Raw genomic sequence first — 22,966 nt, 5'->3', positions numbered from 1 at the left:
CCGACCCGACCGGGCCCTGTCGCCCGCTGCCGGCATGCCCTACGGTCGAGCCATGAACGACACCTGGATCGCCACGTGGGGGTGGGTCACCCTGGCCCTGATCAACGCCGGGCTCGCCGAGCAGAAGAACCGCTCGCGCGTCGTCTGGTTCGTCGCCTCGCTCGTGATCGGGCCGGTGGCCACGGCGCTGATCGTGATCCAGGCGCCGGCGCCCGCCCCCGCCTCGTCCCTCCCGGAGGGATCGGCCGACGACGGCGACCGCCCGGGCGTGCTCCTGCTCGGCGCCGGTCTCGTGCTCGTGGTGGCCGGGGCGGTGACCGCTCTGGCGGCGTCCGCCTACGCCTCCTGGATCCTGTGGACCCTCGCGGCGGTGGGGATCGTGGCCGGTGCGGCGCTCGTGGTGCTGCACGTCCTGGTGCGGCGTCGCGAGCGCGAGCTCGACCGGACGCCGCTGCCCGTCGCTCACCCTCACGACTGAGGTGCGGGGTCGCCGCACCCCGTAGCGTGGAGCGATGCACTCCACCTTCGGCGGCGGCTTCGACGCCGTCTCGCTCCTGTTCACTCTCGCCTCCGTCGCGCTCGTCGCCCTCGCGGTCGTGATCGGCGTGCTCCTGATCCGCACCCTGCTCTGGGTGATCCGGGCGCTGCAGTCGATCGTGCGCGAGCGCGAGCTGCGCATCGACCTCCTGGTCGCCGGTGACGACCCCGAGGGCCCGGCGCCCGTCACTCCCCCGACGACGCCTCGCGGTTGATCGTGTCGCCGTCCCAGGAGAGCTTGTCGGCCTCGCCGACCCCGTAGCTCTCGAAGCGCGGGTCGGCCAGCACGGCGTCGATGAGGCGGCGGTCGCCGGCGACGATGGTGGAGTCCCAGTCGATCTCGCTCGCCAGGACCCAGGCGTGGTCCTCGGGCCAGAGCAGCTGCAGCGAGGGGTCGCGGTGACCCATGGCCCAGCCGAGCCCGTCGCGGTATCCCCAGTCGGGATCGGCGAGCCGCTGCACGTCGGTTTCGAACAGCACGAATTCGCGCCCGGGGATCTCGAGGTGGGGGCCGGCGGTGCGCGCCTCCTCGTAGCCGGACTCCTGGGCCTCGCGCCGGGCTCGCTCGCGCTCGGCGAGCATCGCGAGGCCGCTCTCGTGCAGGGCGTCCCGCTCGGCGGTGGCGGCGATGTCATCGGTGGCGTCGTCGTCGTCGACCGCCCTGAAGTAGATCGCCTCGCCACCTCCCCAGCCGATCCAGACACCGGCCACGAGGTCGTCGGGAGTCGTCGTGGCCGCGCCCAGCAGGGTGACGAGCTCGCCGAGGAGGCGCGGGTCGAGCCAGCCCTCCCGGCTCTGCGCCGTGGACCAGCCGTCGGGCCAGTCCATCCGCCTCTCGTCGGCCGTCAGGCGTCGCCACTGCACGAGCGGGTGCATGACCTTGCCGTTGCGGCGGGCGACCTCGGCCCACGGCCAGCGGGCATCCTCGACGTGGAGCGGGTACCCCCATTCGTCTCGGCGTTCGAGGTCGGACCGCGAGGCGTCGATCGGGTGCAGGATCCGCGCATAGGCCTCGAAGCCGCGCCCGGCGACGCCGCCGACCTCGGCCCAGCCGCCGATGCGGTCGACGAACCACGCCCCCCGGGCCATGTCGGTGACGATGCGCATGCGCCGAGTATGCCGCAGCGCGCCGCCCCGGCCCCGCGTCACCGCACCGCCCCGCACCGCGTTCCGACCACTGCACCGCGTTTCGACCACTGCACCGCGTTTCCACCACTGCACCGCGTCTAGCCTCGGTGCGGTGCACGAAACCCGATGCGGCGCATCGCGGCTCCGATCGCGACCGCGATCGCTCCGCCCCGCTCATCCCGGTCGACGCCGCACCGCACCGCATCCCGCACGCCGCACCGCGTCCGCCCCCGGCGCACGACACCGCACCGCGTTCCGACCACTGCACCGCGTCTAGTCCTGGTGCCGTGCACGGAAGCCGGTGCGTCGTCCTCGCGCGCCGTCGCGAGCGACGGCCGACGCACGTCGGACCGCAGCCGCGGAGGCGCGGCTCAGGCCCGATACACCGCACCGCGTTCCGACCACTGCACCGAGTTCCGGGCAGCCGCACCGCATTCCGCACACCGCACCGCGTCCGGCCCCGGAGCACCGCACCGCGTTTCGACCACTGCACCGCAACTAGTCCCGGTGCGGTGCACGCGACGCGGTGCCGCCCTCGCGCTCGACCGGTAGACACGAGAAATGAAGTCGAACAGCCCGTTCGGGCGTGCCCTGTTTCTCATCAGCATCGTCGTCGCGATCGGCATCGTCGTGGTCATGTGGACGGTCATCCCTGACGTCCCCCTGATCGGTCGGGTGCTCTTCACCGTCTTCGCCGCGGGCAACGTGCTCTGGAACGCGCGTCTCGCCTACGGCTCCGACCGTGACCGCTGAGCCCCGCTCGTCCCGGTCGACTCCGCACCGCGTTCCGACCACCGCACCGCGTCTAGTCCCGGTGCGCTGCACGGAACCCGGCGCGGTGCACGGAACCCGGTGCGATGCACGAGACACGGTGCGGTGCAGTCTCGGGGCCCGGCCTCGCCGCAAACCCGCCGCCCTGCCCGCACCGCACCACGATCCGGACACCGCACCGCGTTTCGACCACTGCACCGGGTCTAGTCCCGGTGCGGTGCACGGAACCCGGTGCGATGCCGTCGCGCGCCGCCGCGCGTCGGACGGCAGCCGAGGAGGCGCGGCTCAGGCCCGGTACGGAGCCCAGACCCGAGACTTCCGCACCCGTCCGTCAGCACCCACCGTGTACGAGTACCACTGCGTTCCGGCGGGCGACGGCAGCGCCGGGCGCTGACCGAACACACCGGCGAGGAGCGTGGCGGCCTGTTGCACGAGACCCGGCCCAGGCACGCCCTCGACCAGGATCGTGGTGGGACGCGTGATCGTGATCCCCACCCGACGAGCCAGAGCCCGCTCGCGGATCGGCACGAGCTTCGGATGCAGCGCGCCGGCGTCGACGCTCGAGCCGGACCCGGCAGAGGAGACGCCGTCGGCACCCAGGCCGGCACCGGTACCCGGGCCGGCACCGGCACCTGGGTCAGCACCGGCACCCGTGGCCGGCGAAGCGCCCGTGGTGGTCGACCGGTCGGCTGCGGCGTCGTCGCTCATGCCTCGACCCTACGCACCGGGCGGTCGACGTCAAGGTCTGCTGGTAGCGAACCCCGCGCCTCCTGGGCTCTCGGGCTGGCAGCGTGTGGGCATGAAGCTCCTCGTGCTCGGCGGAACCGCGTGGCTCGGCCACCTCATCGCGACGACGGCGATCGACGCCGGTCATGACGTCACGTGCGTGGCCCGCGGCTCGTCGGCGCCCGACGGCGCCACCCTCGTCAGAGCGGACCGCGACCACGACGACGCCCTCGCCCCGGTGTCGGACACCCGTTGGGACGCCGTGATCGACGTCGCCCGCGAGCCCGGTCACGTGCGGCGGGCCGTGCGCGACCTCGAACCCGTGGCCGACCACTACCTGTTCGTCTCGACCACCAGCGTCTACGCCTCGAACGAGCGGATCGGCGCCGACGAGACGGCCGAGCGCCTCCCTCCCCTGACCGCCGACCGGATCACCGCCCCCGACGACTACGGACCCGCCAAGGCCGCCGGCGAGGACGCCGTGCTCGCCGGCTTCGGTCCGGACCGCTCGCTCATCGCGCGCGCCGGCCTCATCGGCGGCCCCGGCGACCCGACCGGCCGCACCGATTACTGGCCCTGGCGCTTCGCGCACCCCGCACCCGCCCCGGCACCGGCCGCCGCGCCCGCCACCGCGTCAGCGCCCGCGCCCACCACCGCACCCGCCCCCGCGTCAGCGCCCACACCCACCACCGCGCTCACCCCCGCACCCGCCACCGCGTCAGCACCCGCATCAGCCCCGGCCGCGACGCCGTCGTCCGACGATGCCACCTCCCCGGACGCGAGCGCCGAGGTCACCCCCGGCCTCGTCCTCGCCCCCGAGGCGCCCGGCCTGCCGACGTCGGTGATCGACGTGCGCGACCTCGCCGAGTGGCTGGTGCGCTGCGCCGAGCAGGGCACCCGCGGCGTCATGAACGCGATGGGCCCGGTGACGCCCTTCGCCGAGCACCTCGTGGCGGCTCGCGAGGCGGCGCGAGACTCCGCCGACCAGCGCGCGGTGGGGCCGACATCCGCCGACCCGGTCGTCGTCCCCGCATCCGCCGACTGGCTCCTCGCCCACGACGTCGGTCAGTGGGCGGGTCCGCGCTCGCTCCCGCTCTGGATCGCCGACCCCGCGTGGCACGGGATGAACGCGCGGTCGATCGACCGGGCGCGGTCTGCGGGACTGACCCACCGCCTCCTCGTCGACACCCTCCGCGACGCCCTCGACCATCGTTCGAGCCGGCCCGACGCCGACGACCGGCCGAGCGGGCTGTCCGACGGCGACCACGCCGCCCTGCTCGCGGAGCTCCTCGCGCCCTGACCTCATCGCCCCTCGGGCGGATGCGATCGACCGGTCGGAAGACGTCCCCCGTCCGCTCGCGAAGAGCATCGTCCGACCACTCGATCGGGTCAGGCCAGGGCGAGAGCGTGGGCGAGCACGGAAGCCGAGGAGGCGCGTCTCACAGCAGGTCGCGCACGACCTCGTACGTCCGATCTGGTGCTTCGAGGTGCATGTCGTGATGCACGCCTGGGAGTCGGCGCAGCTCCCACCCGACGGACTCGAGCCTCGTCGCGAGGGCGTCGGGCAGCACGGAGGGCGAGTCGTCGGACAGCACGATCGTCGACGGGACCGCGGGAGCCTCGACCGCCACGGGGTGGAACGCGACGTCGCGGAACACGCCGAGGGCCATGCGCTGGTCGAACTGCTCGTGCGCGTGGTCGAGGGAGGCGCGGATCTCCGGGGCGTAGCCGGCCCGCGTCCGAGCACCGCGGCGGGCCTGCAGGGCTCCCGCGACGCCCATCGTGAGCTGCGGCACGGCCCAGAACAACCGCCCGCCGAGGCCCGTCGTCGGCAGGGCGAGGCCGAACCCCGGGTCGAGGTAGACGGCCCGGGCAGGGCGCAGCCGTTCGACGGCGCGGACCAGCACCGATCCGCCCAACGAGTGGCCGACGACGGCGTCGAGCCCGGTCGGGAACGCCGACACGACGTCGTCGGCGAAGTCGTCGAGCCGGTACGAGGCCGAGCGATCGCTGGCGCCGTGGCCGCGGAGGTCGAGCGTGGTGACCGTGTGGTCGCCTGCGGCGAGAAGCCGGTCGACGAGGGGCCGCCACGTCTCGCCGTCGGCGCCGAGGCCGTGCACCAGCCCGATGTGCCGCTCGCCCTGTCCGGTCGTGGTCGTGTGGAGACGCATGCGGCCAGTCTCGCGCCCCGACCTCCGACGCCGCCGAGTGCCCCGCGCTCGCGCGCTCTCGCTCCCCCGCGCTCGCGCGCTCCCGCGCTCCGGCTCATCGACTGGTCGGAAGATGCTCTTCGCGGGCGATGGAAGAGCATCTTCCGACCACTCGATCCCCGAGACCCAGGTGCGAGGGGACGGTCGCGAGAGCGACGGACGCGACGCCCACGCCCGCGCGCGCCCGACGGGCGCGACGAGGAGACCCCCGAGGCCCCCACGGCGGTAGGTTCGACCCGTGGACGACATCGACTACGAGCGACTCCGCCGGGCCGAGGCGGAGGTCGCCGCTCTGCCGGCGCGCGAGCCGATCGAGGCGAGCCCGAGCTCGCTCGAGGGCACGGCCCGCGGGTGGCTGCTGGCGGTCGCGGCGCTCCTCCTCTGCCTGGTCACCGCCGCGTCCGAGACGGCCTGGCTCGGCTCCGACAGCCCCGTCGTCCAGATGGCCGCGATGTCCATCGTCTTCCTGCTTCCGGGGAGCGTCATCCTCGCGATTCTGGCGGGGTCGCTGGTGGGGCGCGTCGGCCGGGTCCTCGGCGTCATCGGCGGTGTCGCCATGCTGCCGCCCGTGTCGTTCCTCGTCGCCTGGCCCGTCGCGACGGCCTTCGGCTGACGCCGACCACGAGGACGAGCCCGCGACGGGATCGACTGGTCGGAAGATGCTCTTCGCGGGCGATCGAAGAGCATCTTCCGACCACTCGATCCCACGACGCGCGAACGAGCGACGCGCGCGCGTCAGGCGACGCGCGCCTCGAGCACCGCACGGGCGGCGTCGCGCGCGACGGCCAGCGGCCGGGCGAACGTCTCCATGCCGATCGTGACGAGACCGCCCTCGTAGAGCAGCATCAGCAGGCGAGCCGTGTCGTCCGCGTCCGCCACCCCGGCCGCGCGGCAGAGCTCCGCGAACACGTCGAGCATCCAGACCTTCTGCCGTGACACCTCGGGGAACACCGGGTGGCCGTCGTGCCCGTCGCCCACCTCGGCGCGGGCGTTGATGGCGCTGCACCCCTTGGGGCTGTTCGCGTCCATCCACGAGATCGCCGCGTCGAACACGGCGAGCACCCGGTCCACGCCGGGCTCGGGCACCCGGGCGAGCTGGGCGGAGACGTGGTCGCGCCATCCTGCGTCGCGATGCCGCAGGTACGAGACGACCAGCGCCTCCTTCGATCCGAAGCGGTCGTAGAGGGTCTTCTTCGTCACCCCGGCCTCGGCCGCGATCGTGTCGACGCCGACCGCGTGGATGCCCCGGTCGTAGAACAGGCGCGACGCGGCGTCGAGCACGCGACGCGCGGCGGGGGTCAGCGCCGGGAGGTCGGCGGGGGCGAGGAGCACGGCGAGCGGCCCGGAAGGAGGCGCGGCGGAGGCCCCGGAGACGGCAGCGGATTCGGTCACCCGCCGATTCTACCGACCTGTATAGTCGGCCGCATGAGTAAACAGATCGGTGTACTCGGTGCCGTGGTCACCGTGCTCGCCTCCGCCGCCTTCGTCGCGTCGTGGAGCTCGGGCTTCGTCATCGCCAAGATCGCCACCGTCGACACGCCCGCGACCACCCTGCTCGCCTGGCGATTCGCCCCGCTGGCCGTCGTGCTGATCGTCGTGGCCCTGGCGACCGGCGCCTTCCGCGGCGTCTCGCGCACAGAGCTCCGACAGCAGGCGACGATCGGCCTGTTCGCCCAGTTCGGCTACTGCGCCTTCGTCTACGCCGCGGTCGGCGCGGGCATCGCGACGGGCACCACCGCGCTCATCGACGCCGTCCAGCCGCTCGTCGTCGCGACCCTGGTCGGGCCGCTGCTGGGCCTGCGGGTGCGGGGCGGCCAGTGGGTCGGCCTGGCACTGGGCGCCGGCGGGGTCGCCGCGGTGGTCGGATCGCAGCTCGGCGGATCCGACGCGTCGGCGGCGGCGTATCTGCTGCCCGCGGCGGCCATGGCCTGCCTGATCGTCGGGACCTTCGCCGAGCGACGCGCCCCGGCCCGGCTCCCGGTCGTCACCACGCTGACGATCCACGTGTCGGTCACCGCGGCGGCCCTGATCGTGCTCGCCGTCGCCACGGGGACGCTCGCGCCACCCGCCGAGGCCGGCTTCTGGTTCGCCGCCGTGCTGTCGGCCGTGCTCCCCACCCTCGTCGCCTACGGCCTCTACTGGTGGCTGCTGCGCCGCGTCGGCATCACCGCCCTGAACGCCCTGCTGTTCCTGGTCGCGCCGACGACCGCGCTCGCGGGCACCGCCCTCCTCGGCGAGCCGCTGACCGTCGTGACCGTCGTCGGGTTCGCGCTGTGCGCCTCCGGGGTGGCGCTCGTGCTCCGCTTCGACGGCGCCCGGGCGATGCCCGCCGACGAGCGACCCACGGGAACGCCGGACGGCGCGGGACCGGACGCCGTGCCTCCCGCCGATCGCCCGGCGGCGACGCCCGCCGACGAGCGACCGGACGAGAAAGTCCGATCCGCCGTGAACGGACCGCGCCTCGTCGACGTAAGCCCCTCCAGAAGCGCCGTCCGACCGGGCCGCGCCCAGCGAGAGGCAGAGGAAGCATGTCGAAGATGAACCGTTCCGTCCGCACCCTGACCATCGGCGGCGCCGCAGCCGCCGCGATGACCCTGCTGGTCGCCGCGCCGGCGAACGCCGAGACCGAGGTCGGCGAGCCCGACTCCTTCACCAGCGCCTTCACCGTCATGGCCACCCCGGACCAGGTGATCGACAACGACGGCGTCGCGACCCCCGGCCAGGAGGGCGCCACCGGGACGTTCGACTTCCGGATCAACTCCGAGCTCGAGATCATCTGCTACGACATCACCCTCTCGGGAGTGTCCGGCGACTACGAAAGCCCCGCCAAGACGGCGACCCACATCCACGAGGCCGCCGCCGGTCAGGCCGGCCCGCCGCGCATCGCGTTCCCGAACCCGGTCGACGACGGCACCGGCGAGCGCACGAGCAGCGGCTGCCTGCAGGGCCCCTTCACCACGGGCGTCACGAGCGATGCGGGCAGCGACACCGGCGAGGGCTTCACGCTCGCGCAGATCGAGGCGAACCCGGCCGGCTTCACCGGAGACTCGCACACCGTCGACTTCGCCGCCGGCGTCGTGCGCGGGCAGCTGACGCAGGTGCCCGTGGGCGGCGTCGACACCGGTGCAGGAGGCGCGGCGAACGCCTCGACCGACACCTCGGCCCTCATCGGAGCGGGCGCGTTCGGCGCCCTCGGACTGCTCGGAGCCGCCGGCCTCGTCGCGGCCCGACGCCACCGCCGCCAGGAGTCCTGATCTCCGGCGGTCGCACGACGGCGGGCGGGCTGCGCGAGCAGCGCGCCCGCCGTGCGGCCGCGCCCGCCCTCGCGCTCGCGGCCCTGCTGCTGACCGCCTGCTCGACGGGAGGAGGCGCACCCGCGGCCCCGAGCGGCGCCGGCGTGCCGACGACGACGAGTCCGACGCCGACCGTCGCCGCGCCTCCTGCGGCATCGTCGGCGCCCGCGGCCCCCGCGATCGCCGAGGGCGTCGCCCCGACCCGCGTGTCGGTGCCCGCCATCGACCTCGACGAGCCCCTGATCGACCTCGGCATCGCCGCCGACGGCCGGATGGAGGTGCCGGTCGACTTCGACGACGTCGGGTGGTTCACGGGAGGCGGCAAGCCCGGCGGCCGCGGACCGACCGTCATCGCGGCGCACGTCGACTCGACCACGGGGCCCGCCGTCTTCGCTCGCCTCTCGGAGGTCGTCGCGGGCGACGAGATCAGCGTGACCGATGCCGAGGGCACGATCGCCCGGTACGTCGTGACCGAGATCGCGGACGTCGCCAAGGCGGAGTTCCCGACCGCGCGGGTCTTCGGCGCGACGGCGGACGACGAGCTGCGGCTCATCACCTGCGGCGGGTACTTCGATCGCAGCGTGGGGCACTACGACGACAACCGGATCGTCTTCGCCGAACGCACCTCGTAGTCGTCGCGCCTGCCGATCGAGTGGTCCGTCGATGCTCGTCGCGGCCGCGGGAAGGACATCTTCCGACCACTCGATCGCGTCGCCGGTCGACGCGCGTCGGGCCACGAGAGACGCGCGACGGATGACGGGCGGGGAATCCGCTCGTGCGTCGCGGACGACGGGTTACGTCCGCAGATCGGGCGCTAGGATCCATTCCATGCCTCAGATACGGATCCGCGACGCCGCGGTGTTCCTCGGCGTCAGCGACGACACCGTCCGCCGCTGGATCGCCGACGGCACGCTCGAGAGCGAGCGCGACGCGTCGTCGCGCACCGTCGTCGACGGTCTCGCCCTCGCCCGACTGGCCCGTGAGAACGCCGTCCTCCCCGACGACCCCTCGGGTGTCGGCCGGTCGGCCCGCAACCGCTTCGTCGGCCTGGTGACCGACATCGTCATGGACACCGTCATGGCGCAGGTCGAGATCCAGTGCGGTCCGCACCGCGTGGTCTCGCTGATGAGCAGCGAGGCCGTGCGCGAGCTCGGCCTCGAGCTCGGCTCGGTCGCCATCGCCGTCGTCAAGGCCACGACCGTCATGGTCGAGACCCCTCTCCGAAAGGCCGACGCATGACCCGCCCCTCCGCTCCCCGCTCGGACCGCCGCTCGACCGGCCGCTCGGCCGCCCGCCGCTCCGCCTTCCGCGCCGCCCCGCTGCTCGCCTCGGTCGCGCTCGTCGGCCTCGCCCTGGCCGGCTGCGCGTCGGGCGGCGGCGCCGACGCGCCCCCCGGGAACACCGACACGGCAGCCGGGACGCCCGTCGCCGGGCAGCTCTCGGGCGACATCACCGTGTTCGCCGCCGCCTCGCTCAAGGGCACCTTCACGCAGCTGGCGTCCGACTTCGAGGTGGCGAACCCGAGCGCGAGCGTCGAGCTGACCTTCGCCGGGTCGTCCGACCTCGTCACGCAGATCACCGAGGGCGCCCCCGCCGACGTGTTCGCCTCGGCCGACACGAAGAACATGACGAAGGTCACCGACGCCGACCTGGCCGAGGGCGACCCCGTCGACTTCGCCACGAACGTGCTCGAGATCGCCGTGCCGCCGGGCAACCCCGCCGGCGTCGCCGACCTGGCCGATCTCGCCGACCCCGACGTCGCGCTGGTCGTCTGCGCCCCCGCGGTGCCCTGCGGCTCGGCGACGGTCGCGGTCGAGGAGGCGGCCGGCATCACGCTCTCCCCGGTCAGCGAGGAGTCGTCGGTCACCGACGTGCTGGGCAAGGTCACCTCGGGCGAGGCGGACGCGGGCCTGGTCTACGTCACCGACGTGGCCGCGGCGGGCGACGCCGTCGAGGGCATCGAGTTCGACGAGTCGAGCGAGGCGGTCAACACGTACCCGATCGTCGCGCTGAAGGACTCCGACTCGGCCGACGTCGCCCAGGCGTTCGTCGACTACGTGACCAGCGCCGCCGGCCAGGACGTGCTCTCGGCCGCCGGCTTCGGAGCGCCCTGATCACGTCGCGTCGCGCCGCCGCGCCCGACCGAGCGGCCGCGCGCGACCGTGCGGCGGCCGCCGTCGATGCCCCGGCCGGAGCGCCGGATCGCGCCGCTGTCGGAACCCGGGCACGGGGCGCCGCTCGGGCCCCGACGATCTCGGGGCTCCCGCGGTGGGTGGTCGTCGTCGCCGCGCTCGGCGGGGCGTTCGTGCTCCTGCCGCTCGTCGCGATGGTGCTGCGTGTGGACTGGCCGCGGTTCGTCCCGCTGGTGACGTCCGAGTCGTCGGTCGACGCGCTGCTGCTCAGTCTCCGCACCTCGGTGTCGGCGACGGTGCTCTGCATCGTGTTCGGCGTGCCGATGGCGCTCGTGCTGGCGCGGGCGAGGTTCCGCGGGCAGCAGGTGCTGCGGGCGCTCGTGCTGCTGCCCCTGGTGCTGCCGCCGGTCGTCGGCGGCATCGCGCTGCTCTACACCTACGGCCGCCGCGGGCTGCTCGGCGGCACGTTCGAGGTGCTCGGCGTGGAGATCGCGTTCTCGACGACCGCGGTGGTGATCGCGCAGACCTTCGTGGCCCTGCCGTTCCTCGTGCTGAGCCTCGAGGGGGCGCTGCGAACCGTCGGCACGCGCTACGAGCAGGTCGCCGCCACGCTCGGCGCCCGCCCCACCACGGTGCTGCGTCGGGTCACGCTGCCCCTCGTGCTGCCCGCCGTGCTGTCGGGGGCGGTGCTGTCGTTCGCCCGGGCGCTCGGCGAGTTCGGCGCGACGCTGACCTTCGCGGGCAGTCTGCAGGGAACCACCCGCACCCTCCCGCTCGAGATCTACCTGCAACGCGAGACCGATCCCGACACGGCCGTCGCCCTCTCGCTGGTGCTCGTCGTCGTCGCGGTCGTCATCGTGGCGGTGGCCCATCGGACGGGCGGGCCGGCGTGGGCGAGGACGACCCGCGCCTCCTCGGCCTCCCGGGTCTCCTCGGACTCGGCTGCGCCTCCCGCCGCTGATCGCCGCGAGCCCTCCGCGTCCGGCCGCGAGACCGGACGCGGATCGGGCTCCGAGGCGGACCGCTCGACGCACCCCGTCCCGGCTGCGGCGGCGCGCGCCTCGATCGAGTTGCGCGTCGAGGCGCGCGACGTGGAGCTGTCGCTCGAGATAGCGGCGGGCGAGACCGTCGCGGTGCTCGGCCCGAACGGTGCCGGGAAGTCGACGCTGCTCGACGTCGCCGCGGGTCTCGTGCACCCGGATCGCGGACGCGGCACGCTCGACGACGCGGTGCTCTTCGACCTCCGCCGTGACCGGGGCGGGCGGCCGGTCTGGCGGGCACCGCACCTCCGGCGGGTGTCGCTCCTCGCGCAGCAGGCGCTGCTGTTCCCGCATCTGACGGTGCTCGAGAACGTGGCGTTCGGTCCGCGCAGCGCGGGCGCCGGGGCCGAGGAGGCGCGGGTCCTCGCCCGACGCTGGCTCGCGGAGGTGGACGCCACGGCTCTCGCCGAACGTCGCCCGGCCGATCTCTCGGGTGGGCAGGCGCAGCGCGTGGCGGTCGCGCGCGCGCTGGCGTCGGACCCGGGGCTGCTGCTGCTCGACGAGCCGATGGCGGCCCTCGACGTCGCGGTGGCGCCGGCGCTGCGGCGCGTGCTGCGTCGGGTGCTCGCCGGGCGGAGCGTGCTGATCGTGACCCACGACGTGCTCGACGCCTACACGCTGGCCGATCGGGTCGTGATCGTCGAGGGTGGACGCGTCGTCGACGTCGGGACGCCGTCCGAGGTGCTCGATCGCCCGCGATCCGTGTTCGCCGCCGAGCTGGCCGGGCTGAACCTGGTGTCGGGGGTGCGACGCGACGGGGAGGTGCGGGTCGACGACGCGACCGGGTTCCGGCTCGGCGCCGGGCTCGGTTCCGCGGGTCTCCGTGCCGGGGGTCCGACTGCCGGGGGTCCGCCCGCCGGAGGTCCGTTCGCCGAGGGTCCGGCTGCCGGAGGGGAGACCCTCGCGGACGTGACAGAGGGAGGCGCGGTCTCGTTCGCCGTGCCTCCTGCGCTGGTCACGGTGACCGTCGAGCGTCCCGGCGATCCGTCGCTCGAGAGCGTGCGTCGCGAGCTGCTCGACCTCGAGCCGCGTGGTGACGTGGTGCGGGCGCGGAGCGAGCTGCTGTCCGCGGATCTGAGCCCGCGACTCGCGGCGGAGCTGGACGAGCGGGTCGGCGAGCCGGTCTGGTTCTCGTTCGCCCGTGATGCGGCCGCGGTCTATCCGACCCGCTCGTCCTGAGCGGCGGTTCGCGCTGGTTCCCCGGGGGATGCGTGCGGCTCGCGCCGGTTCCCCGCGGCATGCGTGCGGATCGCGCCAGGCCCTCTCGTGCTGTGCGTGGCTCGCGCCGGCCCCTCTCGTGCTGTGCGCGGCTCGCGCTGCCGCGCGCACTCCGCACCACCTCGCGTCTCGTCGTGCCCCGGCCGTTCCGCACCGCCGCCGCTGCGTCGGCCCGCGAGATCCGGGACGAGACGTCCGGTGCGAGACGTCCGAGGGCGGGGCCGTGTGCGCCGTCGCGAGCTATTACGCATCGAAACGTAATAGCCCCGGCACGAACACCACCCCGAGGTCCCCTCCGCCAGGCCCTGCCCTGCCCGGCCCTGCCCGGCCCGGCCCTGGCCTACCCGGCCCTGCCCTACCCGGCCCAGCCCAGCCCAGCCCAGCCCAGCCCAGCCCAGCCCAGCCCGCGAGATCCGCGGCACAGGGCCGCACGTCCCATCGCAAGCTATTACGCATCAAAACGTAATAGCCCCGCGACGAACGACACCCCCGACGTCCCCTCCGCCCTGCCCTGCCCGGCCCTGCCAGCCTGCCTGCCTGCCCTGCCCGGCCCGGCCCGCGAGATCCGCGGCACAGGGCCGCACGTCCCATCGCAAGCTATTACGCGTCAAAACGTAATAGCCCCGCGACGAACGCCACCCCCGACGTCCCCGCCGCGAGGCTCACCCCCGGAGGTCAGGCCCACGACGCCCGGGGGCTCCATCGCGGACTGTTACGCATGAAAACGTAATAGCTCGCGCGCGAACACTCTTCTCCCCACGGCTCGTGAGCCGCCCGCACCAGCCGCCCGCACCAGCCGCCCAACCCACCGCACCGCCCCACCCGCCTGCAACGCCGAGCCCGCACCGCCCCCGTCCGTCCGTCCGAGGAGGCGCGACTCAGCCTCCGACGACGAGCCCCAGCAACGCAGCCCCCACCGACAGCACCAGCACTCCCCCGCCGTTCAGCAGACCCGCACGCCACCGGCCCTCGAGCAGCAGCCGGACCGTCTCGACGCTGGCCGTGCTGAAGGTCGTGTAGCCGCCGACCAGGCCGCCTCCGGCGATCAGCAGCCACTCGCGCGGCAGACCGTGCGAGGCGGCGAGGCCGGTGAGCAGACCGAGCGCGAACGAGCCCGTGACGTTGATCACCGCCGTGCCGACCGGGAACCCGGCCAACGCCCGCGGCCGGCCCGGGCGCGAGACGACCGACCGGACCAGGCCGTCGACGACGAGACGAAGGGCGGCCCCGAGCCCGCCGGCCAGGGCGATCGCAAAGAAGACGAGCGGCGAGGTCACGACGCGCCTCCCGGACGATCGGAGGCTCCCCGTCGGGACCGGCGTCCGTGCAGCCGCGCCCCGGCTACGATGCCGGCCCCCGCCGCGACGGCTCCGAGCACCACGGACCCGACCGCGTAGCCGATCGCGACCGCCGGGGCGCCGTCGGTGAGGGCGGCGACGTCGACCGCGAACGCGCTGTAGGTGGTGAACCCGCCGATCAGACCGGTGCCGAGCAGCAGGCGGGCGGTGCGTCGTGCGCCCTCGTCGGGGCCTCGGCGGACGAGCGTCTCGAGCAGCAGCCCGAGCGCGAACGAGCCGACCAGGTTGATCGCGAAGACGGTAAGCGGGAACCCCCCGGGAGGCGCGGGGAACGTCAGGGCGAGTCCCTCGCGGATCGCCGTCCCCACCGTGCCACCCAGCGCGACGAGGCCGATCGAGCTCCACCGGAGGTGCACCGGCCGCGCCCGACCGCTGCCCTCGGACGCGCGGGCCGTCGTGTCGTCGGTCACCGCGCCTCCTTCCGTCGTCAACCCGCGGGCCCGTCCCGCTCGCCGAGGCTACCCGCCCGCCGCGCCGGACGACGGGCACGGCGCCGAAGGACCGCACGACGACAGAAGATGGGCACGGCACCAGGGGAAGACCTGGTGCCGTGCCCATCTCGTGGCGCCGTGCCCGGCCGCTACCCACCCAGGAACGGCACGACGAACAGCAGCAGAGTCGCGACCGGGCCGATGACGACCATCGACAGCCCCCACGCCGTGAGGTGGCGGTAGAGGCGGGGCCGCTCCTCCTCGACGCCCGACGCCACGATCGTCGCACCGGTGGTGCCGAACGGCGCGCAGTCGACCAGCGAGGCGGAGATCGCCAGGGCGTAGATGAAGCCGGTCATCTCCAGACCGCCGCCGGGCACCAGCAGAGGCACGGCGAGCGGGATGAGCGCACCGAGGATCCCGATGGTCGACGCGAACGCCGAGACCAGGCCGGCGATCACGCAGATCACCAGCGCTGCGAGCAGCGGGGTGTTGACCGAGCGGGCGACCTCGCCGAGCTGGTCGATGGCGCCGAGACGGGTGAGCACGCCGACGTAGGTGATGATCCCGCCGAGCAGCAGGATCGTGTTCCAGTCGATCTTGCCGAGGGCCTGACGACCGACGTCGGGCTTGACGAAGGCGAGCAGCACCGCGAGGGTCAGGGCGACCGCGCCGAGGTTCAGGTCGATCTCGAGCAGAGTGATGGTGAAGAAGCCGACGATCAGCACGGGGATCGAGGCGAGCACGAGCACCTGGTAGCCGGAGAGGCGGTCCTGGGCGGTCTCGGTCAGCACGGCCGTCCCGCCGCCCTGGCCCGCGGCGACGTCGCGCGACACCGAGCGTCCACGCGATCCGCCAGCGGAGCCGGAGCCGGGGCCGGAGCCGCCCGACCCCTTCGCACCGCTCGCCGCTCCGACCCCGCGGCTGCGGGCGATCAGCTCGCGTCCACCGAAGAGGAAGAACGCGATGAGCACGACGACGGTGTTGATCCCCACCGAGAGGCCGAACATCAGAGCCGGGTTGTAGGGGATGCCGGCGGTGCGGGCCACGGTCATGACCGTGATGCCGTTGATGCTCGTCGGGGCCAGCGCGCCACCGACGATCGCCGAGCTCATGACGATGCCCATCATCGTCGAGTGGATGCGGTGCTTGTGCGCCAGGCTCATCGCGATCGGCACGATCGTGAAGGCCGCGTGCGACGTTCCGAGGCAGGCTACGAGGGTGCCGATGACGAACATCGCCCACGGGATGAGCGCCACCCGGTCGCCGATCAGGCGCACCGAGCGGTCGACCAGCCAGTCGATCGTCCCGGTGACGCGGGCGATGCCGAACAGGTACGTGATGCCGAGCAGGATCAGCAGCGCGTCGACGGGGAACCCGCCGAGCACGTCGTCGAAGCTTTCGCCGACGACCAGCACGCCGACGATGCACGCGGCGACCAGGGCGAGCGCGCCCATGTGGACGTTCCGGACCGCCGAGACGGCGAACACGGCCACGAGCACGACGAGGGCGACGACCTCGACGCTCACGAGCGCGTCTCGACTCTCGGGCGGTGGGGGTGATGGGGTGCGAGGTTCATCGTCGTCGATCTCCTGTACGGGTGGGGTGGGATGAGGGTGAGGGAGGCGCGGCTCAGCGACCGAGCGCGAGACCGGTCCGGTAGGCGGCCGCCGCGCCCTCGGGGACGCCGTCGAGGTCGGCGAACCGCACGAGCGCACCCGCCACCACGTCGGCGCGGAGCGTAGCGCCCGAGAGCAGGTAGTACGGCGCGATCTCGCCGGCGTCGGGCTGGAGGATCACAGGGGCGACCCCGGCGATCTCGTGGTGGTGGCCCTCGACGCGGAACGTCGTCCCCGCCGGGAGGTCGGCCGACGCCCGAGCGGCGAGCACGGTGTGCTGACGAGGCTCGGACACGACCGAGGTGCCGTCGACGGCCGCGGCGACCGTCAGCGGGGTCTCGACGCCCATGTAGTGGTACGGCCAGAAGATGCAGGCGTAGCGGCCGTCGCGACTGACGACGTGGCCCTTGCCGCGGAGGGTCTCCCAGGTGACCGGGTCGCCGGTGCGGACGATCACGAAGACGCCGCCGGCGAAGCTCGCCTCGCCCGGCAGCCGCAGCATCGAGAAGACGTCGACGACGCCGGTGCGGTCGAGCAGCCCGCCGTCGGCGCGGGAGGCGAACATGTCGGCCAGCTCCGCCGGACGCGCGACCGGGTAGTGCATCGACTCGACGTCGACGCCCGCCCCGGTGTAGAGCGACACGACGTTCATCTCGCAGTAGTCGGCCGCGGCCGACCGCTTGAGGGCCGCCACCTGGGAGGCACGGGCCGCCACGGTCGCGAGCGGATCGTCGCCGAGACCCAGCAGCCCCGCGAGGCCGGGGGCGTCGACGGTCACGCCGTTCTGGTCGACGGTGCCCGACTCGGGGTCGAAGACGAGGTCGTACTCGCTCGACTTGCCGAGGGCGACGATGTCGAAGCCGCACTCGAGCACCCAGGCGACGAGACGCAGCAGGTTGGCCGGCTGGTCGCCGTCGCCCGGAAGGTAGCGCAGCCCCTTCTCGCGGGCCGTCCGGCTCAGCGCGACGCCGGCGACCGAATCGATCTCCTTGCTCACCATGACGACGTGCGTGCCGTTCTCCAGCGCGGTCGAGGCGTAGGCGTGGCCGGCGTCGATGCGCCCGGTGGCCTCGACGAGCACGTCGACGCCGCTCCAGTCGATGGCCGATCCGTCGGCGAGGACGGCGATGCGACCCTCCGCGAGCGCAGCGGCCGTCTCGGCCGGAGACGAGGGCGTGGCGATGCCCTCGTCGGTGACGCCCAGGTCGACGAGCAGGGCCGAGACGCCGGCGACGTCGGGGTCGACGAGCTGCGTGGCGGTCATGTCGGGGAGGCGGCGGAGCTGGTCGAGCAGGGTGCGTCCGTAGCCGCCGTTCGCGCCGGTGACGAGGATGCGGATCGGCGACGGGCGCCGGGTCGGGCTGGAGAGGATCATCGTTGTTCCCGTTCGTTGAGGGGCTCGCCCCGCGAGGAGGCGTCGTCGGGTGAGAGCTGAGGCGAGCACAGCAACCATAGCGAGACTTCACAAATTGTCAAACATTCTCCCAGATCGTCACATAGACTGATCCGGCCAGCCCCACCGACCGCCCGATCGACGCTCCGCCGTCACCTCGGGCCGCAGCACCGAAAGGCCCCCATGCTGATAGGCGCCGTCGCAGACGACTTCACCGGAGCCACCGATCTCGCGACGACCCTGCGCGTCCGCGGCTTCCGCACCGCCGTGGTCATCGACGACCACGACCTCTCCCCCGCCCACCTGTCCGAGCTCGATGCGGTCGTCGTGGCCCTCAAGTCCCGGACCGCGCCCGTGGCGACCGCGGTGAGCGAGTCCGTGGGAGCGGCCACGCGCCTCCTCGGCTGGGGCGCCGAGAGGATCTACGCCAAGTACTGCTCGACCTTCGACTCAACCGACGAGGGGAACATCGGGCCGGTGCTCGACGCCCTGCGCTCGCTGCTCGAGGCCGACCGGGTCGTGGTCGTGCCCGCGTTCCCCGCCAACGGCCGCACGGTCTACCGAGGGCACCTCTTCGTCGGGGGTGACCTGCTCGAGGATTCCTCGATGCGTCACCACCCGTTGACCCCGATGACGCGGTCGCGTCTGCGCGACCTCCTCGCCCCGCAGACCGCGGCCGAGATCGGCGAGATCCCGCTGGCGACCGTGCGCCGAGGGGCCGGGCCGCTGCGCGAGGCCCTCGACGCCGCCGCGGCCGGCTACGTCGTGGTGGACGCCGTCGACGACGACGATCTGCGGACCATCGCCGCCGCCACGGCCGACGACCGCCTGATCAGCGGAGGGTCGGGACTCGCCCTCGGACTCGAGGGCCCCACCGGCGGATCGGGCGTCGACGCGGTCGGCTCGTACGCGGCCCGGCGACTCGTCGTCTGCGGGTCGGCGTCGGCGACGACGCGCGGTCAGATCGCCGACGCCGCCGGTCGTCATCCGGTCCGCCGGGTCGACGTCGCCGCGGCGACAGCCGACCCCGCGGCCGAGGCCGCCGCCCTCGCGACCTGGGTCCGCGGGCTCGCCCCCGAGGCCGTGCCGGTCGTCTACTCGGTCGGCGAGCCAGCCGACGTGCGCTCCGCCGACTCCCTCCCGGGAGCGGCCACGGCGGTCGAGACCGTCCTGTCGACGCTGGTCGCCGGACTCGTCGATCACGGCGACGTCGACCGGGTGATCGTGGCGGGCGGCGAGACCAGCGGGGCCGTCGTGCAGGCTCTAGGCGTCGGCGTGCTCGACATCGGACCGCAGCTCGCGCCGGGCGTCTGCTGGAGCGCAGCCACCACCCGCTCCGGCCGCGACGTCGCCCTGGTGCTGAAGAGCGGCAACTTCGGCGGCGTGGACCTCTTCTCGAGCGCCTGGGGCGCTCTCTCGCCCGAGGTCGGCGCGTGAGCGACGCCGGGCCGACGCGGGACGTCGATCGCCGCGACGACGCGGATCGCCCGGCCGACGCCGACCGACGGGCCGACATCGACCGCCTGGTCGCGGCAGGGCGGGCGCTGGTCGACGCCGGTCTCAGCCCGGGCAGTTCGGGCAACCTCAGCCTGCGGTCCGGCGGCCAGCTGCTCATGACGGGCACCGGCACCAGCCTGGGTTCGCTCGGCGGCGACGACCTGGCCGTGCTCGGCGCCGACGGTCGTCCGATCGTCGACGCCGAGGGGCAGCCGCTCGGGCCGCGTCCCTCGAAGGAGGTCGCGCTGCACGTCGCCCTGCTCGCGAAGAACCCCGCCCACCGGGCCGTCGTGCACGTCCACTCGCCGTACGCGGTGGCCCTCTCGTGCCTCGAGCCGTGGGCCGACCACAGCGCCGTGCCCCCACTGACGCCCTACTCGTTGATGCGCCTGGGTCAGGTGCCGCTCCTCGGCTTCGTCGCACCCGGCGATCCGGCCATGGGGGATCTCATCACCGACAGCCCCCACCCGTTCCGGGCCGCCCTGCTGTCGAACCACGGCGCCGTCGTCGGAGCCGAGTCGATCGAGGCCGCCGTGTCGAGCGCCGTCGAGCTCGAGGAGGCCTGCCGCGTGACGCTGCTCACGCAGGGCGGGGCGCGGAGGCTGATCGCGCCCGAGCAGGTGCGGGCGATCACGGCGTCGTGGGGCACGCCGTGGACCGATGCCGCCGCACTAAGCTGACGCCGCGAGAAAGGCCGGGACGATGCCGCAGACGACACCCCTGATCCCCGAGCAGCGCCGCGAGAGCATCGTGGGCCACCTCGAACGGGAGCGGGTCCTGAGTTATCACCAGCTCACCGATCTGCTCGGGGTGAGCCAGATGACGGTGCGCCGCGACGTCGCCGTCCTCGAGGAGCAGGGCCGGGTGTCGGCGACGCCCGGCGGGGCCAAGCTGGCGTCGCGTCTGCTGGTCGAGCCGAGCCGAGCCGAGAAGGAGGCGGCCGACGTCGCCGAGAAGCGCGCGATCGCGCGGCGGGCCGCCGAGCTGGTGCACGACGACATGACCGTTTACCTCGATGCCGGCACGACGATCCAGGCCATGCGCCCGTTCCTCGACGACGTCGCCGGCCTCACGGTCGTCACGAACGACCTCGTGACGGTCGAGGCGTTCCTCGACCACCCGAGCGCGGACCTGATCTGCGTCGGCGGGCGGGTCGAGAAGTCGAACCGGTCGACGATGGGCCGGCTGACGCGTCTGATGCTCGACGAGCTCTCGCTCGACCTCGCATTCATCTCGTCGAGCTCGTGGGATCTCTCCCACGGGGTGACGACGCCGGTCGAGGCGAAGATCGACGCGAAGCGGGCCGCCGTGGCCGCGTCGGAGTCGTCGGTGCTCGTGGCGGACAGCTCGAAGTACGGCCGGTTCGCGAAGTACCGGGCGCTCCGACTCGACGAGCTCGACCTCGTCGTCACCGACGCGGGACTGACCGACGGCGTCGCCGGCACGGTCCGCGACGCGGGCGTCGACCTCGTCGTCGCACCGAGCTGAGGCGCACCCGCCCTCACACCGCGAGCGGTCGCCGCGCCTCGATCAGGTGCCGCGTCGAGTACGCGACGAACCGCTCGCCGCCCCGGAGCTGCGCGTCGAGCTCGACGAGCCGGTCGCGGTACCGCTCGACGCTGAAGTCGGGAACCCACCACACGCATTTCCGCAGGACCCAGACGACCGCTCCGACGTCGGAGAACTCCATGCGGCAGGTGGCCTCGCGCAGCTGCACGACCTCGAGCCCGGCCTCGCGCGCCTCGGCGGTCTCGGCCCGGGGGTCGCGGGCCCGGCGCTGCTCCGGCAGCGGCCCGAGGAAGTACTCGATGAGCTCGAAGGCGGAGGCCGGGCCCACGTGCTGTGCGAGGTACGCACCGCCGGGCGCCAGCACCCGGGCGATCTCGACCCAGTCGGGCCGGACCGGGTGCCGCGCCGTCACCAGCTCGAACGACGCGTCGGCGACCGGCAGGCCGCCGCCCTCGACCGTCTCGACGACGTCGACCCCGCGCGGCCCCAGGCGTTCGCGCGCCGCACGGGCGTTGGGCGGCCACCCCTCGGTCACGACCATGCGCGGAGGCAGCACGGGCGCCTCCGCGACGACCTCGCCGCCGCCCGTGTCGAGGTCGAGAGCGGACTCGACCCGGGCGAACCGCTCGGCCATCAGGTGCGCGTAGCCCCAGGGCGGCCGCTCCTCGGTCGCGCGGCCGTCGAGCCACCCGAAGCCCCAGCCCGTCACGTCGGCCGTCGCCGCCTCGCCCACCAGGTCGTCGAAACTCCGCATGCCGACATCCTGGCAGGCGCCTCCGGCGATGACATGCCGAGGAGGCGCGGCGTCCGTCCCCGACGCCCCGCGCCTCCCCGGCTCCCACGCACCGCACCGCACCGCACCGCACCGCACCGCACCGCGAAACGAGCACCGCACCGCGTCTAGTCCCGGTGCCGCGCTCGAAACGCGGTGCAACAAGCCCCGCGGCACACTGCACCGCGAAACGGACACCGCACCGCCAAACGAGCACCGCACCGCGTCTAGTCCCGGTGCCGCGCTCGAAACGCGGTGCGACAAGCCCCGCGGCACACTGCACTGCGAAACGGACACCGCACCGCGAAACGGACACTGCACCGCGAAGCGGACACCGCACCGCAGCTAGTCCCGGCGTGGTGCTCGAAACGCGGTGCGACAAGCCCCGCGGCACATCGCACCGCGAAACGAACACCGCACCGCAAAACAAGCACCGCACCGCGAAACGGACACCGCACCGCGTCTAGTCCCGGTGCGGCGCTCGGAACGCGGTGCGACAAGCCGCGCGGGGCCCGGCGTCAGTACTTGGCGGACTGCCCGCCGTCGATCGGCACGACCGCGGCGTTGACGTAGCTGGCGTCGTCCGACAGCAGGAACGCGACGACCGAGGCGATCTCGGAGGCCTCGCCGTAGCGCTTGGTCGGGTTGATCTGGATGAACTGCTCCGCCGCGCCCTTGGGGTCCTCGGCGTCGAGCTGGCGCATCGAGGCCTCGACCATCGGGGTCCAGATGGCGCCGGGGGCGATCGCGTTGATGCGGATGCCGAACTGGCCGTACTCGACGGCCGAGTTGCGGGTCAGGCCGACGACGCCGTGCTTGGCGGCGGCGTAGCCCGACTGGTTGCCGACGCCGCGGATGCCGCCGACGCTGGCGGTGTTGACGACGGTGCCGCCGTCGCCCTGGGCGCGCATGACGCCGAGCACCTTCTCGAGCCCGAGGAACACGCCGCGCAGGTTGATCGAGACGACCTTGTCGAACTCGTCGGCGCCGAAGTCCTCGGTGAGGTTCTGCTTCCCTTCGATGCCGGCGTTGTTGAAGAAGGCGTCGATGCGCCCGAAGCGCTCGACGGTGGCGTCGACGTAGCGTGCGACGTCGGTCTCGCTCGACACGTAGGCGACGATGGTGAGCACGTCGGCACCGGGCACGGCCTCGAGCACGGCGGCCTGCGAGTCGGCCAGGCCCTTCTCGGAGACGTCGACGAGGGCGAGCTTCGCACCCTCCTCGGCGACGCGGACGGCGGCGGCCCGGCCGAGGCCCGACCCTCCGCCGGTGATGAGGACGACCTTGTCGGTGAAACGCTCCATGAGCTGGCTCCGATTCTCTCGGTGACAC

The 22,966-nt window shown here is 73.6% G+C and carries 24 protein-coding genes and 1 pseudogene; 15 read left to right on the top strand and 10 right to left on the bottom strand.

Translation table 11 applies throughout. The annotated features are described in order from the left end of the window. The first annotated feature begins 52 nt into the window (after positions 1-52). Entirely contained in the window at positions 53-478 is a 426-nt protein-coding gene (locus FFA01_RS02530; RefSeq protein WP_146852654.1) for a hypothetical protein, read from the top strand. 34 nt (positions 479-512) lie between these two features. Further along, entirely contained in the window at positions 513-752 is a 240-nt protein-coding gene (locus tag FFA01_RS02525; RefSeq protein WP_146852652.1) for a hypothetical protein, read from the top strand. Here the strand turns inward: FFA01_RS02525 and FFA01_RS02520 are convergent. Then, positions 724-1,644: a hypothetical protein gene (locus tag FFA01_RS02520; RefSeq protein WP_146852650.1), complete on the bottom strand. Its 921-nt coding sequence runs from the start codon at positions 1,642-1,644 to the stop codon at positions 724-726. The genes FFA01_RS02525 and FFA01_RS02520 overlap by 29 nt on opposite strands. A gap of 582 nt (positions 1,645-2,226) precedes the next feature. Here FFA01_RS02520 and FFA01_RS02515 point away from each other — a divergent pair. Then, complete coding sequence (locus FFA01_RS02515; RefSeq protein ID WP_146852648.1) at positions 2,227-2,418, top strand: hypothetical protein; 192 nt, start codon at positions 2,227-2,229, stop codon at positions 2,416-2,418. 303 nt (positions 2,419-2,721) lie between these two features. Here the strand turns inward: FFA01_RS02515 and FFA01_RS02510 are convergent, their stop codons facing one another. Next, positions 2,722-3,144 (bottom strand): hypothetical protein, encoded by a 423-nt coding sequence (locus FFA01_RS02510; protein ID WP_146852647.1) that lies wholly within the window; start codon positions 3,142-3,144, stop codon positions 2,722-2,724. Between the two features lie 91 nt (positions 3,145-3,235). On the opposite strand from FFA01_RS02510, the gene FFA01_RS16200 reads away from it, so the two are divergent. Beyond that, positions 3,236-4,462 (top strand): NAD-dependent epimerase/dehydratase family protein, encoded by a 1,227-nt coding sequence (locus FFA01_RS16200; protein ID WP_146852645.1) that lies wholly within the window; start codon positions 3,236-3,238, stop codon positions 4,460-4,462. Between the two features lie 139 nt (positions 4,463-4,601). Here the strand turns inward: FFA01_RS16200 and FFA01_RS02500 are convergent, their stop codons facing one another. After that, positions 4,602-5,333 carry an alpha/beta fold hydrolase gene (locus FFA01_RS02500; protein ID WP_146852643.1) on the bottom strand — a complete coding sequence of 244 codons (732 nt, stop codon included), beginning with the start codon at positions 5,331-5,333 and terminating at the stop codon, positions 4,602-4,604. Between the two features lie 277 nt (positions 5,334-5,610). Between FFA01_RS02500 and FFA01_RS02495 the strand changes: the two genes are divergently transcribed. Beyond that, entirely contained in the window at positions 5,611-5,985 is a 375-nt protein-coding gene (locus FFA01_RS02495; RefSeq protein ID WP_146852639.1) for a hypothetical protein, read from the top strand. Between the two features lie 122 nt (positions 5,986-6,107). Here FFA01_RS02495 and FFA01_RS02490 read toward each other — a convergent pair whose 3' ends face one another. Next, positions 6,108-6,764, bottom strand: a complete 657-nt coding sequence (locus FFA01_RS02490) for a TetR/AcrR family transcriptional regulator (RefSeq protein ID WP_244289663.1) — start codon at positions 6,762-6,764, stop codon at positions 6,108-6,110. A gap of 33 nt (positions 6,765-6,797) precedes the next feature. Between FFA01_RS02490 and FFA01_RS02485 the strand changes: the two genes are divergently transcribed. The 7 genes and pseudogenes from FFA01_RS02485 (at position 6,798) to FFA01_RS02460 (ending at position 13,016) form a co-directional block, all read left to right on the top strand. Then, positions 6,798-7,913, top strand: a complete 1,116-nt coding sequence (locus FFA01_RS02485; protein ID WP_146852637.1) for a DMT family transporter — start codon at positions 6,798-6,800, stop codon at positions 7,911-7,913. After that, positions 7,910-8,626, top strand: a complete 717-nt coding sequence (locus FFA01_RS02480) for a CHRD domain-containing protein (protein WP_244289662.1) — start codon at positions 7,910-7,912, stop codon at positions 8,624-8,626. Before FFA01_RS02485 ends, FFA01_RS02480 begins: the two co-directional genes overlap by 4 nt. A gap of 143 nt (positions 8,627-8,769) precedes the next feature. Beyond that, a complete protein-coding gene (locus FFA01_RS02475; protein ID WP_244289661.1) occupies positions 8,770-9,297 on the top strand; it encodes a class F sortase in 528 nt (175 codons plus the stop codon). Between the two features lie 196 nt (positions 9,298-9,493). After that, a complete protein-coding gene (locus FFA01_RS02470) occupies positions 9,494-9,904 on the top strand; it encodes a TOBE domain-containing protein (protein ID WP_146852631.1) in 411 nt (136 codons plus the stop codon). Beyond that, complete coding sequence (gene modA, locus FFA01_RS02465; RefSeq protein ID WP_146852629.1) at positions 9,901-10,779, top strand: molybdate ABC transporter substrate-binding protein; 879 nt, start codon at positions 9,901-9,903, stop codon at positions 10,777-10,779. Before FFA01_RS02470 ends, modA begins: the two co-directional genes overlap by 4 nt. Positions 10,780-10,916: 137 nt before the next feature. After that, positions 10,917-11,678, top strand: a pseudogene (locus FFA01_RS16195) (ABC transporter permease); the annotation flags it as partial. Further along, positions 11,655-13,016 (top strand): sulfate/molybdate ABC transporter ATP-binding protein, encoded by a 1,362-nt coding sequence (locus FFA01_RS02460; RefSeq protein WP_244289667.1) that lies wholly within the window; start codon positions 11,655-11,657, stop codon positions 13,014-13,016. The pseudogene FFA01_RS16195 and the gene FFA01_RS02460, both read left to right, overlap by 24 nt. 917 nt (positions 13,017-13,933) lie before the next feature. On the opposite strand, the gene FFA01_RS02450 is transcribed toward FFA01_RS02460, so the two are convergent. The 4 genes from FFA01_RS02450 to FFA01_RS02435 all read right to left on the bottom strand — a co-directional run bounded on the left by FFA01_RS02450 (position 13,934) and on the right by FFA01_RS02435 (position 17,838). After that, complete coding sequence (locus FFA01_RS02450; RefSeq protein WP_146852623.1) at positions 13,934-14,332, bottom strand: fluoride efflux transporter FluC; 399 nt, start codon at positions 14,330-14,332, stop codon at positions 13,934-13,936. Then, the gene (locus FFA01_RS02445; RefSeq protein ID WP_244289660.1) at positions 14,329-14,823 is read right to left on the bottom strand and encodes a fluoride efflux transporter FluC; all 495 of its coding nucleotides are present in this window, start codon (positions 14,821-14,823) and stop codon (positions 14,329-14,331) included. The genes FFA01_RS02450 and FFA01_RS02445 overlap by 4 nt, the downstream gene beginning before the upstream one ends. A gap of 170 nt (positions 14,824-14,993) precedes the next feature. After that, a complete protein-coding gene (locus FFA01_RS02440; RefSeq protein ID WP_146852621.1) occupies positions 14,994-16,373 on the bottom strand; it encodes an SLC13 family permease in 1,380 nt (459 codons plus the stop codon). A 103-nt stretch (positions 16,374-16,476) separates the two neighbouring features. Continuing rightward, complete coding sequence (locus FFA01_RS02435; RefSeq protein WP_146852619.1) at positions 16,477-17,838, bottom strand: homoserine dehydrogenase; 1,362 nt, start codon at positions 17,836-17,838, stop codon at positions 16,477-16,479. A gap of 201 nt (positions 17,839-18,039) precedes the next feature. Between FFA01_RS02435 and otnK the strand changes: the two genes are divergently transcribed. The 3 genes from otnK to FFA01_RS02420 are packed head-to-tail and all read left to right on the top strand — an operon-like array spanning position 18,040 to position 20,841. After that, positions 18,040-19,293 (top strand): 3-oxo-tetronate kinase, encoded by a 1,254-nt coding sequence (gene otnK, locus FFA01_RS02430; RefSeq protein WP_146852617.1) that lies wholly within the window; start codon positions 18,040-18,042, stop codon positions 19,291-19,293. Then, positions 19,290-20,033, top strand: coding sequence for a class II aldolase/adducin family protein (locus FFA01_RS02425; RefSeq protein WP_244289659.1), 744 nt, complete (start codon positions 19,290-19,292; stop codon positions 20,031-20,033). Before otnK ends, FFA01_RS02425 begins: the two co-directional genes overlap by 4 nt. 22 nt (positions 20,034-20,055) lie before the next feature. After that, positions 20,056-20,841, top strand: a complete 786-nt coding sequence (locus FFA01_RS02420; protein ID WP_146852615.1) for a DeoR/GlpR family DNA-binding transcription regulator — start codon at positions 20,056-20,058, stop codon at positions 20,839-20,841. 13 nt (positions 20,842-20,854) lie between these two features. Here the strand turns inward: FFA01_RS02420 and FFA01_RS02415 are convergent, their stop codons facing one another. Together FFA01_RS02415 and FFA01_RS02410 are read right to left on the bottom strand one after the other, a co-directional pair. After that, positions 20,855-21,616, bottom strand: coding sequence for a class I SAM-dependent methyltransferase (locus tag FFA01_RS02415; protein ID WP_146852613.1), 762 nt, complete (start codon positions 21,614-21,616; stop codon positions 20,855-20,857). Positions 21,617-22,152: 536 nt separating this feature from the next. Next, positions 22,153-22,938: an SDR family oxidoreductase gene (locus tag FFA01_RS02410; protein WP_146852611.1), complete on the bottom strand. Its 786-nt coding sequence runs from the start codon at positions 22,936-22,938 to the stop codon at positions 22,153-22,155. Positions 22,939-22,966 lie beyond the last annotated feature (28 nt).

It is taken from the genome of Frigoribacterium faeni, assembly GCF_007988805.1.
In the GTDB taxonomy this organism is placed as follows: Bacteria; Actinomycetota; Actinomycetes; order Actinomycetales; family Microbacteriaceae; genus Frigoribacterium; species Frigoribacterium faeni.
This window is presented reverse-complemented; position numbering and strand designations above follow the sequence as displayed.

What these genes read in the sequence shown, in the direction of transcription:
- FFA01_RS16200 (WP_146852645.1), top strand. Translation starts at nt 3,236, where the DNA reads ATGAAGCTCCTCGTGCTCGGCGGAACCGCGTGGCTCGGCCACCTCATC.
- FFA01_RS02485 (WP_146852637.1), top strand. Translation starts at nt 6,798, where the DNA reads ATGAGTAAACAGATCGGTGTACTCGGTGCCGTGGTCACCGTGCTCGCC.
- FFA01_RS02410 (WP_146852611.1), bottom strand. Translation starts at nt 22,938, where the DNA reads ATGGAGCGTTTCACCGACAAGGTCGTCCTCATCACCGGCGGAGGGTCG.
- FFA01_RS02480 (WP_244289662.1), top strand. Translation starts at nt 7,910, where the DNA reads ATGAACCGTTCCGTCCGCACCCTGACCATCGGCGGCGCCGCAGCCGCC.
- FFA01_RS02530 (WP_146852654.1), top strand. Translation starts at nt 53, where the DNA reads ATGAACGACACCTGGATCGCCACGTGGGGGTGGGTCACCCTGGCCCTG.
- FFA01_RS02510 (WP_146852647.1), bottom strand. Translation starts at nt 3,144, where the DNA reads ATGAGCGACGACGCCGCAGCCGACCGGTCGACCACCACGGGCGCTTCG.
- FFA01_RS02470 (WP_146852631.1), top strand. Translation starts at nt 9,494, where the DNA reads ATGCCTCAGATACGGATCCGCGACGCCGCGGTGTTCCTCGGCGTCAGC.
- FFA01_RS02500 (WP_146852643.1), bottom strand. Translation starts at nt 5,333, where the DNA reads ATGCGTCTCCACACGACCACGACCGGACAGGGCGAGCGGCACATCGGG.
- FFA01_RS02515 (WP_146852648.1), top strand. Translation starts at nt 2,227, where the DNA reads ATGAAGTCGAACAGCCCGTTCGGGCGTGCCCTGTTTCTCATCAGCATC.
- FFA01_RS02435 (WP_146852619.1), bottom strand. Translation starts at nt 17,838, where the DNA reads ATGATCCTCTCCAGCCCGACCCGGCGCCCGTCGCCGATCCGCATCCTC.
- FFA01_RS02520 (WP_146852650.1), bottom strand. Translation starts at nt 1,644, where the DNA reads ATGCGCATCGTCACCGACATGGCCCGGGGGGCGTGGTTCGTCGACCGC.
- modA (WP_146852629.1), top strand. Translation starts at nt 9,901, where the DNA reads ATGACCCGCCCCTCCGCTCCCCGCTCGGACCGCCGCTCGACCGGCCGC.
- FFA01_RS02525 (WP_146852652.1), top strand. Translation starts at nt 513, where the DNA reads ATGCACTCCACCTTCGGCGGCGGCTTCGACGCCGTCTCGCTCCTGTTC.
- FFA01_RS02420 (WP_146852615.1), top strand. Translation starts at nt 20,056, where the DNA reads ATGCCGCAGACGACACCCCTGATCCCCGAGCAGCGCCGCGAGAGCATC.
- FFA01_RS02415 (WP_146852613.1), bottom strand. Translation starts at nt 21,616, where the DNA reads ATGCGGAGTTTCGACGACCTGGTGGGCGAGGCGGCGACGGCCGACGTG.
- otnK (WP_146852617.1), top strand. Translation starts at nt 18,040, where the DNA reads ATGCTGATAGGCGCCGTCGCAGACGACTTCACCGGAGCCACCGATCTC.